The sequence below is a fragment of the Amycolatopsis sp. cmx-4-61 genome (assembly GCF_046548775.1).
Classification (GTDB): domain Bacteria; phylum Actinomycetota; class Actinomycetes; order Mycobacteriales; family Pseudonocardiaceae; genus Amycolatopsis.
The window spans coordinates 53,424-65,730 of sequence record NZ_JAEBEI010000008.1 but is presented as its reverse complement, the minus strand read 5'-3'; the positions used below and the strand labels follow the sequence as shown (position 1 = coordinate 65,730).

Sequence of the window (12,307 nt, the reverse complement as noted above, 5' to 3'; positions counted from 1 at the left end):
AGGGGCGGAAATGACCACCACACTCGCCGACACCTGGGGACTCCACGAGTCCCAGTTCTGGCTGCGGGGGAAGCAGCCGGAACAGCGGGTCGAGTTCGCCGCGGAGCTGGGGATGTGGAACGTCTACGGGCACCCGGAGATCGAAGCGATCCTCCGCGACCCGGGCACGTTCTCGTCCGACACCACGCGGCTCGTGCCCAAGGACCTGATACCGGACGGCCAGGACATGACGACGGGCAGCATCCTGCAGCTGGACCCGCCGCTGCACAACAAGATGCGCAAGCTCGTCAGCCGCGCGTTCACGCCGAAGGTGGTGGCGGACCTCGAGCCGAGGATCGCCGCGATCACCCGCGAGCTGCTTGACGCGATCCCGCCGGGCGACCGCCTGGAACTGGTGGCCGGCCTGGCCTACCCGCTACCGGTGATCGTGATCGCCGAGCTGCTGGGCGTCCCGGCGGCCGACCGGCACCTGTTCAAGGGCTGGGTGGACAAGATGTTCGACTCTTCCGACCAGGTTTCGCTGGTGAAGAAGGACGAACAGCAGGACGCGGCGATCCGGAAGTCCCTGGCAGGCCAGAAAGCGCTCACCGACTACCTCGGCGGCCACGTCGACGAGCGGCGGAAGCAGCCGCGGGACGACCTGCTGACGAAGCTGGTCGAGGCCGAGCTGGACGGCGAACGGCTGTCCCGCTCGGAGGTCGTCGACTTCGCGAACGTCCTGCTGCTGGCCGGCCACATCACCACCACGATGCTGCTCGGCAACGCGGTGCTGTGCCTGGACGCGCACCCGGAGTGGGACCGGCGGGTGCGCGCGGACCGGTCGCTCGTGCCGCCGGCGATCGAGGAGTCGCTGCGGTACCTCACGCCGTTCGCGGCGGTGGCTCGCACGACCGTGCGGGAGGCGGAGGTCGGCGGCGTGACCGTGCCGGCGGACCAGATGCTGCTCCTCTGGGTGGCGGCGGCCAACCGGGACGAGCGGGTGTTCCGCGACCCGGGCACGTTCGACCCGCTGCGCGCGGAGAACCCGCACCTGGCGTTCGGCCGCGGCATCCACTTCTGCATCGGCGCGCCGCTCGCGCGGCTGGAAGGCCGGGTGGCGCTGGACATCCTGTTCGACCGCTACCCGGTGCTGCGCGCGATCCCGGGTGAGCCGCCGAAGTTCCAGCCCAACCCCAACATGACCGGGGTGCGGGAACTGCCGCTGACGACGGCGTAGGCCGATTGCGCCCTGGGCGAAATCCCTCGCCCGGGGCGCTTCCCGTGTCCGATGGTGGGGCGGTGAAGGTGGCCGTGCTGTCCGACATCCACGGGGTGCTCCCGGCGCTGGCGGCGGTCCTGGCGGAGCCGGACGTCCGGGCCGCGGACCGGATCGTGCTGCTGGGCGACCTGCTGGCCGGGCCGATGCCGGTCGAGACCCTCGAGCGGCTGCAGGAGCTCGGCGACCGCGCGGTGTGGGTCCGCGGCAACGCCGATCGGGAGCTGGCCGAGTCGGCCCGCACCGGCGGTTCGTTCGTCCCGGACCCGATCTTCCCGTGGGCGGCGCGGCAGCTGCGTCCGGCCGACCTGCCGGTGCTCGACGCACTGCCGCTCACGGTGACGTTGGACGACGTGCTGTTCTGCCACGCCACGCCGCGGAACGACACCGAGATCGTGCTGGTCGACTCCGCCCCGGAGCGCTGGGCGGAGGTGCTGGAGGGCGTTTCCGCGTCGACGGTCGTCTGCGGGCACACGCACATGCAGTTCGCCCGGTTCGCCGACCGGCGGTTGGTCGTGAACCCCGGCAGCGTCGGGATGCCGTACGGCGCCAGGGGTGCGCACTGGGCCCTGCTGGGCGAGGGCGTCGAGCTGCGGCGCACGGAGTACGACGTCGAAGCGGCTTGCCGGTTCCTCACCTCGCGATCGGGTTACCCCGGCATCGAGGAGTGGGCGGACAGCTTCGTCCGCCACCCGGCGTCCGACGTCGAAGCGTTGCGGGTGTTCAGCGGCCGCGGAACGACTTCCACATGATGACGGCGGCGTAGGGCAGGAATTCGCGGCCGCGGCGCCAGAGCCACGGGATTCCCTTGAGCACCAGCCAGCCCACGTGCCCGGTGGTGCTCGGCTGGAGCCCGCCGCTGCAGGTGAGGCTCACCGGTTCCGGCACGGCGAACCCGGCGTCGGCGAGCAGCCCGGTGAAGCCGCTCGCGAGCATGCGGTGGCCCAGTTCGGAGGGGTGCAACCGGTCGACGCTCCAGGAAGCCAGGTCGTAGGCCCCGGGCAGCCGCGCGAGATCGAGGCAGGCGACGCCTTCGCGGGCGACGACTTCGTCGATGGCGGCGTTGAGTTCGGCAACGCGGGCGCTGAGGGCGCGCTTGAGCGACGGCGGGAGGCGGAAGACCTTGCTGTGGTCGTGGAACCGGACGGGCACCACGGTGGTCCCGGCGTCTTTGAGCCGCCGGATGACGTCGGTGAGGTCGGCGGCGACGCGGGCGGCGTCGAAGTCCGGCCGCAGGGTGTCGTTCATGCCGGCGACGAGCAGCGCGACATCGGCCCGGTGCGCGAGGGCGGCGGGCACCTGTTCGGTGAGCACGCACTGCATCCGCGCCCCGGCGAAGGAGGGGTTGAGGTAGCCATCGGCGGCCACCCCGAGCGCGGCGGCGACCAGCGGGCCGACGCCCCGCCAGCCACCCCGCCGCGGAAGCGGATCCCCGAGCCCGACGGCGGTGGAATCACCGAGCACGACGAGCCGGCGGGCGCGGAGCCGAGGAACGGCGGCGAGCTGCGGCCGCCGCGGGCCGGGCTCGGGAAGTTCGGGAGTGACATCGACGCTCATCACGGTCACGGTGACGACCATCCGCCACGCAGGCTCACAGGCGGTGAGGTCGAGGTAACGCGGTCACGACACCGCGCCTAATTCTTGACGCCCACCTCACGCCCGCGCGGCTTCCGAAGGCGCGCAGCTCTCCGCCAACTCCGGCAGAACTCCCGCCGCCGCATACTCCGGCAGACTCCCTCCCGAAGACGACTCGCTTCTGCCAAACCCCGGCAGACCCCCTCCCAGCACAACCCGCCTCTGCCAAACCCCGGCAGACCCCCTCCCGAAGACGACCACGTTCCGGCCAGACCCCCCTGCCGACCCGATACGCAGCCGCCTCAGCGGCCGTCAGGCTGTGTCAAGGCACGCTTTCCCGCCTTGACACAGCCTGACGGCCGTTGAACAATCCGGCGTTCGGGCCGGCGGGACAACCCCGGCAGAGTCAATCCCGGCAGAGTCAATCCCGCCAGCCATCACACGTCCGCTTGCGCAGCCTCAGCGAAAAGCCGGATAGAACGCCAGGTCGGCATGCGGCCCCAGCCGCGCCGCCAACGCCGCCGCCACGCGCGCCGCGAACTCCGAGACCGCCGTCATCCGGACATACCCCGCGTGCTTCGCCAGATCGCGCCACCACGTCACGAACGCTGCCTCGCGGCTCACCGGTGGTGCGTGGCGGGCCAGGTTCAGCGAGCCCAGCTCCTCGCCCGTGATCAGCCAGACCCGCAGCAGCTCGCTCGCCGTCAGGTGCCCCGCGAGGACGTCGTCATCGGCGAACGCCGGCCACACCCCGACCACCTCCGCGCGCCAGGCCGCGATCATCGCTTCGCTCATGCCCGCCGGGAGGGCGAGTGCGTCCGGCCAGCCCGCGAACGGGAGCCGCAGGTGGGCCGCGTCGACCAGGGCCGAGCGGACGCAGCCGTTCTCGAAGTCCAGGAACCGCACCTCCTGGCCCGTCACCAGGTTGTTGTCCGGGCTCAGCTCGACCGGGCTGAACGCCCGGAAACCCGCCGCGCGGGACTGCTCGAGGGCCGCCGCCACCTGGGCGCGGACCTCGTCCGGCACCGGGATGCCCAGGCGCTTGCGGATCAGCGACGGCACCCGCCCGCACAGCTCGTCGACGCCGTCGGAACCGGTCTTCGCCGGGCCGCCGAGGCGCCGCAGCAGGGCGTTGAAGTCCGCCTCGCGGCCGGCCGTGCTCGCGTGCAGGCGGCCCAGCGAGCGGGCCCAGGACAGCAGGGCGCGCTCGGCCGCGCGGGAGTCGCGGGCGTAGAGCTTGTCCTCCAGCGTCGGCGTGCGGCCGAGGTCCTCCAGCACCAGCACGCGGTCGCGGCCGTCGTGGGCCACCAGCTCCGGGCACATCCGCTCGTCCGGGGCCAGCGCCGTGAACAGCTGGTAGCTGACCGCCTCCTGGGCGAACGGGTCGGCGCCGGACTCCGGCCGGTCCGGGTAGTGCTTGATGACGAACGTGCGCGGCAACGCGAACGACGACACCACCCGCGCGCGGACCACCGTGGCCGGCCCGCTCCCGGCCAGGTCCTCCGGGGCGACCAGGGTGATCGCGCTGCCGAACCGGCGTGAGAGAACGGACTCGCCCGCCGCGACCGCCGCGGCGATGGCGAGCTGCTCGGCTCCTGCCCCGACTCCAGCGTCGCCGGTGGAGGAGGTGTCGACTGTCATTGTCACCGACCCTACTCGTGACTGAGCAACCATGACTACTGACATCCGGACAAAAAAGGGCATCCCACCCGAAGACGAGTCACCCGCGTGAAAGCGGACGCGTTCCCACCCGTGAACGTTGCCCATTCCGGCGCACGATCAACACAATGGCCGCAGCTGCAACGATTCCGAGAAGGTTGACCAGCAGCTGGCCGACGGACTGGAGGCACCGGCTCCACTCCCCCGCCACGGCCGCGACGACCGCGTACCCCGCGGCCGGCACCGTCGTCACGGAGATGAACACGCCCACCAGCGCGGCCGACTTCGCCGACGTCATGGCGAGCATGCCCGCCGCGCCGGCGAGCATCGCCACGACCAGCGACGGCGCCCCGACGGAGAACACGAAGTCGACTTCGTTGTGCTGCTGCAGCTCGAACGCCTTCTCACCGAAGACGTCCGTCGCGCGGACGAGCAGCGCGCCGCCCAGGGTGACCACCATGGCCAGCGGGAAGCCGGCGCCGAGGGCGGTCGCGGCCTGCCGGATCAGCTGCCCGTGCCGCAGCACCAGGCCGACGGCGAGCGCGGCCAGCGGCCCGAACTCCGGCCCGACGACCATCGCGCCGACGATCGTCACCGACGAGTCGGTGAGCACGCCGACCGCGGCGAGCAGGCAGGCGATGGTGAGGAACGCCAGGAACGTCACGTTCAGCCGCGACTCCTCGCCCGTGCGGCTCAGGAGCTCCTGCCAGACGACGGCGTCGGCCGCCTCGCCCGGCGCCGCCTCCTCCGCCCGGTCGGCGGAGTCGGACAGCGCGGTGTCGAGCGCTTCGAGCGTGATGCCGCCGGTGTGGTCGAGGTCGAGCCCGCACAGCGCGTCGACGATCTCGTCCGCCGCTTCGCGGGCGATGTCCGCCTCGACCAGGTCACCGGCGGGCTCCACGGCGGCGCCGCGGTGCACGACCAGGTGCGCGGTGCCGGCGTGGGCCCGCAGGACGTCGAGCGCTTCGGCGGTCTTGTCCGGCGGGCACACGGCCCTCAGGTGCAGCACTAGTTCTGCGGCGGGGTGGCCGGTTTCGCGTCGATCCCGGCCTCCTTGCGCTGCTGCGCGGTGATCGGCGCCGGCGCCGCGGTCAGCGGGTCGTAGCCGCCGCCGGTCTTCGGGAACGCGATCACGTCACGCAGCGAGTCGGCCTTGGCCAGCAGCATGACGATGCGGTCCCAGCCGAACGCGATGCCGCCGTGCGGCGGCGGGCCGAACTGGAAGGCGTCGAGCAGGAAGCCGAACTTCTCCTGCGCCTCCGCCTCGCCGAGGCCCATCAGGGAGAAGACGCGCTTCTGGACGTCGCCGCGGTGGATACGGATCGAGCCGCCGCCGATCTCGTTGCCGTTGCAGACGATGTCGTAGGCGTAGGCCAGCGCGTTGCCCGGGTCCTGCTCGAACTTGTCGATCCACTCCGGGGTCGGCGAGGTGAAGGCGTGGTGCACCGCGGTCCACTTGCCGGAGCCGACGGCGACGTCGTCGCCGATGTCCTCGACCGGCGCGAAGAGCGGCGCGTCGACGACCCACACGAACGACCAGGCGTTCTCGTCGATCAGGCCGAGCCGCTTGCCGATCTCGTCGCGCGCGGCGCCCAGCAGCGGCTGCGTGCTCGACGCCTTGCCGGCGGAGAAGAAGATGCAGTCGCCGGGCTTCGCGCCCGCCGCGGCGGCGACGTTCTCGCGCTCGTGCTCGGACAGGTTCTTCGCGACCGGCCCGCCGAGCGTGCCGTCTTCGTTGACGAGGATGTACGCGAGGCCCTTCGCGCCGCGCTGCTTCGCCCACTCCTGCCAGGCGTCGAGCTGGCGGCGGGGCTGGCCGGCGCCGCCGGCCATGACGACCGCACCGACGTACGGCGCCTGGAACACGCGGAACGGCGTGTCGGCGAAGAACTCCGTCATGTCGGTGATCTCGAGGTCGAAGCGCAGGTCCGGCTTGTCCGAGCCGTACTTGGCCATCGCCTCGTGGTAGGTGATGCGCGGGATGGGCCGCGGGATCTCGTGCCCGATCAGCTTCCACAGCGCGGAGACGATGTCCTCGCCGAGCTTGATGACGTCGTCCTGCTCGACGAAGCTCATCTCGATGTCGAGCTGGGTGAACTCGGGCTGCCGGTCGGCGCGGAAGTCTTCGTCGCGGTAGCAGCGCGCGATCTGGTAGTACCGCTCCATGCCGCCGACCATCAGCAGCTGCTTGAACAGCTGCGGCGACTGGGGCAGCGCGTACCAGGAGCCGGGCTTGAGCCGGGCGGGCACCAGGAAGTCGCGCGCGCCTTCGGGGGTCGAGCGGGTCATCGTCGGGGTCTCGATCTCGACGAAGTCCTGGGCGTGCAGCACCTCGCGCGCGGCGCGGCTGACCTCGCTGCGCAGCCGCATGGCCGCGGCCGGGCCGCTGCGGCGCAGGTCCAGGTAGCGGTGCTTGAGCCGGACCTCTTCGCCGACGTCGACGCGGTCGTCGATCGGGAACGGCAGCGGCGCCGACTCCGACAGCACCTCGAGCGCGGTCGCGAGCACCTCGATCTCACCCGTGGGGATCTCGGCGTTGGCGTTGCCCTCGGGCCGCTTCGCGACCTCGCCGACGATCTTCACGCAGAACTCCGACCGGAGAGCGTGCGCGCGCTCGGCCATCTCGCCTTCGCGGAAGACGACCTGGGCGACCCCGCTGGCGTCGCGGAGGTCGATGAAGATGACGCCGCCGTGATCGCGCCGCCGGGCCACCCATCCGGTGAGGGTGACGGTCTGTCCGGCTTGCCCGGCACGCAGGGTGCCGGCTTGGTGGGTGCGGAGCACTGCGACTGCTCTCCTTCGGAAGGGGTCGTTCCTGCTGCTTGAAGGCTAACGAACCACTCAACGCCTTTGCGGGTCCGGGTGGCGAAGCCCCCGGCCCGGGGCGGAAGCCTCGGACGTCACACCTTACGACGCCGGCAGGCTCGTCCGGCGACCGCGCGGTGGTCAGAGGACGTACTTGGGCCGGGCCTCGAGCGCCGAAACCAGGCGGTGGGCCTGGGCCAGGTAGGCCGCCACCTGGTAGATGCGCCCGCCCGGGTTCGCGACCAGCCAGCTCGCGGCCGCGGACGCGGAGGCGAAGAACGGCTGCCCCGCGCAGGCCACCGGGTCGACGCCGTCGAGCCCGAACCCGAGGTCGACGGCCGCGACCACCGCCGCCGGCGGGTCGACCAGGAGGATGCCCCGCGGCACCAGCTCGATGCGGATGTGCGTCCCGGTGACCGGGCAGACGGCCGCGGCGTGGACGCGCTCGCCGGTCGCGATGGCCAGCAGGAACATGTCGACCGTGCCGTCCGGGCCCGCACCGAGGGTGCCTTCGGCCGGTTGGAGGCGGTGGTGGGCGCCGCGGGGCGCGGGGCCGGTCGAGACGAGGTCGCGGTGCAGCGTGAACCCGATCAGCTCGACCAGCCGCCGGGCCTCGGCCGGGGTGACGCCGACGGTCGCGGCCAGCCGGTCGACCCCCACCGGGTGCCGGCCGGCCCGCGTCAGCTTGAGAGCGGCCCAGGCGAGCCGGGCGGCCGCGACACGGTCGGTCTGCGACGTCGTCAACGTCCGGCTCCTTTCGCCGATCGATCCCTTCGACGTTAGGCGCCGGTGCGGCGGGCCGACAACGACACGATCGGACATTTTGCTGCAAACCGAAGACACCGGGCCGCGAACACCCGAACGGCCCAGCGCGTCACCCGGGTGATCCACAGCGGACCGGCCGAGCAGGCGCGCGGCGTCGGGGTGAGCGCCCTCAGAGCAGGCGCAGCTGCTCCGCGGGAGCGGCCGCGGCCGCGGGCAGCTCGGGCCCGCGGGCGTCGAACGCGGACTTGCGGTCCAGGCCGTGCCGCCGCAGCAGCGGTCCGACGCGCTCCGCGAGCCCCTCCCGGTAGGCCTTCCGGACGTAGCTGCCGCGCGCGTACAGCTCGCGGTACCGCGGCACGAGTTCCGGGTGCGTGCCCGCCAGCCAGCGGCCGAACCACTCCCGGGCCCCGGGCCGCAGGTGCAGCGCGAACGCCGTGACGCTCGTGGCGCCGACGTCGGCGAGCCGGGCGAACAGCGCGTCCAGTGCCTCCTCGGAGTCGGTCAGCCACGGCAGCACCGGCGCCACGAGCACCGAGCACGGCAGGCCGGCTTCGCGCGCCTTGCGGACGAGCTCCAGCCGCGCCCGCGGGCTCGGGGTACCGGGCTCGAGGCGGTGCTGCAGCTCCTCGTCGAGCAGCGCGATCGACACCGCGAGCCCCACCGGCACGTCCCGGGCGACGTCCTTCAGCAGCGGCAGGTCCCGCGCCAGGACCGTGCCCTTGGTCAGCACCGAAAGGGGTGTGCCGGAGCGGGCCAGCGCGGTGATGATGCCGGGCATCAGCCGGTAACGGCCCTCGGCGCGCTGGTAGGGGTCGGTGTTGGTGCCCATCGCGACGTGCTCGCGCTGCCACGACGGCTTCTTCAGCTGCGCGGCCAGCACCTGCGGAGCGTTGATCTTGACGACCACCTGGGTGTCGAAGTCGTGGCCGGCGTCGAAGTCGAGGTAGGTGTGGGTGTTCCGGGCGAAGCAGTTGTGCGACACCATGCCGTCGGCCACGAAGTCGCCGGTGCCGGTGGTGATGTCGAACAGCGGCAGCTGCAGGCCGAGGGCTTCGATCGCTTCCACGCGGCGGCGGCTCGCGCCGATCACCGCGCCTTCCAGCGACCGCTTCCACGTCACGGCCGGGTTGCTCACGTGCAGGAACCGCAGCACCTCGCCGACGCCGCCGAGCAGCCGGATCTCCTGCCGTGTCGGGAACTTCGGCACCTCGTCCAGCTGGTGGGCGAACCCGAAGCGGGCGAGCGCGGCGGTGAAGGCCTCGGCGATCTCGGGTTCGTCGTGCGCCACCGCGAGGACACCGCGGCCGTAGTCGCCGGCGATGTCGAAGACGCCGGCGAGGAACCCGCGCTGCCAGTGGGCGTCCGGCTCCGGCGGCACCTTGAGGAACCCGACCGACGCCCCGAAGTCCGGCAGGTACTCCAGCGCCCGCGCGGCGGCGTCCGGTTCCGCGGCGAACCCGCCGGAGCGCAGCATCCCGCAGAGGTAGCCGGCCCGGTACCCGAGCGTCTCGTCGGGCGTCGGGGCGAACCGGCCGACGCCGATGAGCTCGGTGCCGGGCTCCAGGTGCGGCCGCTGCGCGGCGCCGAACCTGCTGCCGGTGACGTGCTTCCAGCCCTTGCTGGTGAGGAACCGGTGATCCCCGCCGGCGACGAGCCGGGTGCCGTCTTCGAGGGTGACCCGGTAGGCGGCGCGCAGGGTGGTCCAGTGCGCTTCGACGCGGGTCGGCACCAGCCGCCGGGACGCGCCGTGGCCGCGGGTGCCGTAGATCGCGTCCCCCACCTTCAGGTCCGACAACGCCTTCGTCCGGCCGTCGGCCATCAGGATCCGGGTGCCGCCTTCGAGGCAGTAGGTGCAGGCGTGCGAGCAGCCGCGGTAGGGGTTGACGGTCCAGCCGAAGGGCACGCCGGAGCCGGCGGGCACCTTGTTCAGCACCGACCGCGCGTGCACCTCGTGAAAGGTGACGCCGTCGAATTCCGGTGACCGCACCGATCGCACCAGGCCCTCGAGCCCGGGCAGTGCCGGTTCACCCTCCCCTGTCCGCTGCCGATCCCATCGCACGGCGCCAGTCGAACATATGTTCTAGACAGGTGTCAAACCGGTTCGGGACAGGCGGATCACGTGGTGCCGGTGGTGTTGGTGGGACTCCCGGGACGTCCCGTACCGGATGATCACCACAGGCGAGGTGACGGCATCGACGGGGGCTGCCGACTCGCCAGGGGGTGGCTTGCGTACTGGGAGGACACCGAGGGCAATGTTTTCGGGATGCGGCCGGTGGTGGGGCTTCGGATCGGCATGCAGGGCGGGGTCTGGCTGCCGGTCCTCCTCCGCGGGCATCGCTCCGGCTGCGCCGACCGGGTGGCGTTCCGGCCGTCCCCTCAACCGGCTCTTCCCGGCCGGCGTGGGCGGAGTGACCCAGCCATCCACCGAAAGGCGGGACCATGACCTCTCGGACCGCGAAGATCCTGCTCGCCGCGACGCTGACGGCCGCCGGGTTGTCCATCGCCGTGGCATCGCCCGCAGCCGCGGCTCCCGCGTACTGCACCGCCTCCCAGTCCGGCAACGGCGCGACGGCCTACTGCTACGCGTCCGCGTCCGGCACGCAGTTCCGGGCCGTGGCCTACTGCCGGTACCTGACGCCCAGCGGCAGCTTCGACTATTCGAACTTCTACGGCCCGTGGCGGGTGCAGGGCGACCCCTACCACTCCACGGTGGCCTGCGGCGCCGGGTGGAGCTTCGTCAGCGCCAACGCCCAGGTGCGGTGAAGCCGGCTCAGGAGAAGCGCTCCAAGGCCCGGATCTTGTTGGTCGCGTCCAAGGCCGCCACCTTGTACGCCTCCGACAGGGTCGGGTAGTTGAACACCGCGTCCACCAGGTAGTCGACCGTGCCCCCGCACCCCATCACCGCCTGTCCGATGTGGACCAGGTCGGTCGCGCCCGTGCCGAACACGTGGACGCCAAGGAGCTTGCGGTCCGTGGTGGACACCAGGAGCTTGAGCATCCCGTAGCTGTCGCCGGTGATCTGGCCGCGCGCCAGCTCGCGGTAGCGGGCGATGCCGACCTCGTACGGGACCGACGACGACGTCAGCTGGGCCTCGGTCGCGCCGACGTACGAGATCTCCGGGATCGTGTAGATGCCGATCGGCTGCAGCGCGCCCAGTTCGTGCGCCGGCTCGCCGAAGGCGTGGTACGCCGCGAGCCTGCCCTGGTCCATCGACGTCGCCGCCAGGGCCGGGAAGCCGATCACGTCGCCGACCGCGTAGATGTGCGGGACCGCCGTCCGGTAGTTCTCGTCGACCACCAGCCGGCCGCGCTCGTCCGCGGCCAGGCCCGCCGCCTCCAGGTTGAGCTCGGCGGTCATGCCCTGGCGGCCGGCGGAGTACATGACGCCGTCGGCCGGGATGCGCTTGCCGCTGACCAGGGTCGTGATGGTCGCGTGGTCGGACACCGCCACGTCCGCGACCTTCTCGCCGAAGCGGAAGGTGACGCCGAGGTCGCGCAGCTGGAACTTGAGGGACTCGACGATCTCCGGGTCGCAGAAGTCGAGCATGTGGTCGCGCTGCTCGACGACGGTGACCCGGGAGCCCAGCGCGGCGAACATCGACGCGTACTCGATCCCGATCACCCCGGCGCCCACCACGACCAGGGACGACGGGATCTGCTCCAGCCGCAGGATCTCGTCGGAGTCGAGCACGCGGGCGGCGTCGAAGTCGACGTGGGCGGGCCGCGCGGGCCGGGTGCCGGTGGCGATCACGACGTGGTCGGCCGACAGCGTCCGCCGGTCGCCGCGGTGGCGGCCTTCGACCAGCACGGTGTTCGGGTCGGCGAACGAGGCGGTGCCGTCGACCAGGTCGATGTGGTTGCGCATCAGCTGCGCGCGCACGACCTGGACCTCGCGCCCGACGACGTGCTGGGTGCGGGCGAGCAGGTCGGCGATGGTGATGTCCTGCTTGACGCGGTAGCTCGCGCCGTAGAGCTCGCGCTGGTTCATGCCGGTCAGGTAGAGCACGGCTTCGCGCAGCGTCTTGGACGGGATGGTGCCGGTGTTGACGCACACCCCGCCGACCATGTCGTGCCGGTCGACGACCGCCACCTTCTTGCCGAGCTTCGCCGCGGCGATCGCGGCCTTCTGCCCGCCGGGGCCCGAACCGATGACGATGAGGTCGTACTCGTGCTCGCTCACGACGTCGAGCCTGCGCACCCGACGGCCCGGGCGCAACCCCCAGCCGGTGAAGATCCGCGCACGACCCC

General features: G+C 72.1%; 10 protein-coding genes. 3 read left to right on the top strand and 7 right to left on the bottom strand.

The genetic code is table 11. The features are described from left to right. Positions 1 to 10 precede the first annotated feature (10 nt). On the top strand, positions 11 to 1,216 hold the full coding sequence (locus ACLJOU_RS23105; protein WP_410569810.1) for a cytochrome P450: 1,206 nt from the start codon (positions 11 to 13) through the stop codon (positions 1,214 to 1,216). 62 nt (positions 1,217 to 1,278) lie between these two features. After that, the gene (locus ACLJOU_RS23100) at positions 1,279 to 2,007 is read left to right on the top strand and encodes a metallophosphoesterase family protein (RefSeq protein WP_410569809.1); all 729 of its coding nucleotides are present in this window, start codon (positions 1,279 to 1,281) and stop codon (positions 2,005 to 2,007) included. On the opposite strand, the gene ACLJOU_RS23095 is transcribed toward ACLJOU_RS23100, so the two are convergent. The 6 genes from ACLJOU_RS23095 to ACLJOU_RS23070 all read right to left on the bottom strand — a co-directional run bounded on the left by ACLJOU_RS23095 (position 1,979) and on the right by ACLJOU_RS23070 (position 10,118). After that, positions 1,979 to 2,833: an SGNH/GDSL hydrolase family protein gene (locus ACLJOU_RS23095; RefSeq protein WP_410569808.1), complete on the bottom strand. Its 855-nt coding sequence runs from the start codon at positions 2,831 to 2,833 to the stop codon at positions 1,979 to 1,981. The two genes, ACLJOU_RS23100 and ACLJOU_RS23095, sit on opposite strands and share 29 nt — an antisense overlap. A 456-nt stretch (positions 2,834 to 3,289) precedes the next feature. Then, positions 3,290 to 4,471 (bottom strand): phosphotransferase, encoded by a 1,182-nt coding sequence (locus ACLJOU_RS23090; RefSeq protein WP_410569807.1) that lies wholly within the window; start codon positions 4,469 to 4,471, stop codon positions 3,290 to 3,292. 79 nt (positions 4,472 to 4,550) lie between these two features. Continuing rightward, on the bottom strand, positions 4,551 to 5,498 hold the full coding sequence (locus ACLJOU_RS23085; protein ID WP_410569805.1) for a DUF389 domain-containing protein: 948 nt from the start codon (positions 5,496 to 5,498) through the stop codon (positions 4,551 to 4,553). Beyond that, on the bottom strand, positions 5,498 to 7,273 hold the full coding sequence (aspS, locus tag ACLJOU_RS23080) for an aspartate--tRNA ligase (RefSeq protein ID WP_410569804.1): 1,776 nt from the start codon (positions 7,271 to 7,273) through the stop codon (positions 5,498 to 5,500). Before aspS ends, ACLJOU_RS23085 begins: the two co-directional genes overlap by 1 nt. 162 nt (positions 7,274 to 7,435) lie before the next feature. Beyond that, the gene (gene merB / locus ACLJOU_RS23075) at positions 7,436 to 8,038 is read right to left on the bottom strand and encodes an organomercurial lyase (RefSeq protein WP_410569802.1); all 603 of its coding nucleotides are present in this window, start codon (positions 8,036 to 8,038) and stop codon (positions 7,436 to 7,438) included. 190 nt (positions 8,039 to 8,228) lie between these two features. Then, positions 8,229 to 10,118 carry an intein-containing Rv2578c family radical SAM protein gene (locus ACLJOU_RS23070; RefSeq protein ID WP_410569801.1) on the bottom strand — a complete coding sequence of 630 codons (1,890 nt, stop codon included), beginning with the start codon at positions 10,116 to 10,118 and terminating at the stop codon, positions 8,229 to 8,231. A 380-nt stretch (positions 10,119 to 10,498) separates the two neighbouring features. On the opposite strand from ACLJOU_RS23070, the gene ACLJOU_RS23065 reads away from it, so the two are divergent. Next, entirely contained in the window at positions 10,499 to 10,822 is a 324-nt protein-coding gene (locus ACLJOU_RS23065) for a hypothetical protein (protein ID WP_410569799.1), read from the top strand. Between the two features lie 7 nt (positions 10,823 to 10,829). On the opposite strand, the gene sthA is transcribed toward ACLJOU_RS23065, so the two are convergent. After that, complete coding sequence (sthA, locus tag ACLJOU_RS23060; RefSeq protein ID WP_410569797.1) at positions 10,830 to 12,239, bottom strand: Si-specific NAD(P)(+) transhydrogenase; 1,410 nt, start codon at positions 12,237 to 12,239, stop codon at positions 10,830 to 10,832. Positions 12,240 to 12,307: the final 68 nt, after the last annotated feature.

Excerpts from the sequence above, each read along its gene's own strand:
- ACLJOU_RS23105 (WP_410569810.1), top strand. The coding sequence starts at position 11 with ATGACCACCACACTCGCCGACACCTGGGGACTCCACGAGTCCCAGTTC.
- ACLJOU_RS23095 (WP_410569808.1), bottom strand. The coding sequence starts at position 2,833 with ATGGTCGTCACCGTGACCGTGATGAGCGTCGATGTCACTCCCGAACTT.
- ACLJOU_RS23090 (WP_410569807.1), bottom strand. The coding sequence starts at position 4,471 with ATGACAGTCGACACCTCCTCCACCGGCGACGCTGGAGTCGGGGCAGGA.
- ACLJOU_RS23065 (WP_410569799.1), top strand. The coding sequence starts at position 10,499 with ATGACCTCTCGGACCGCGAAGATCCTGCTCGCCGCGACGCTGACGGCC.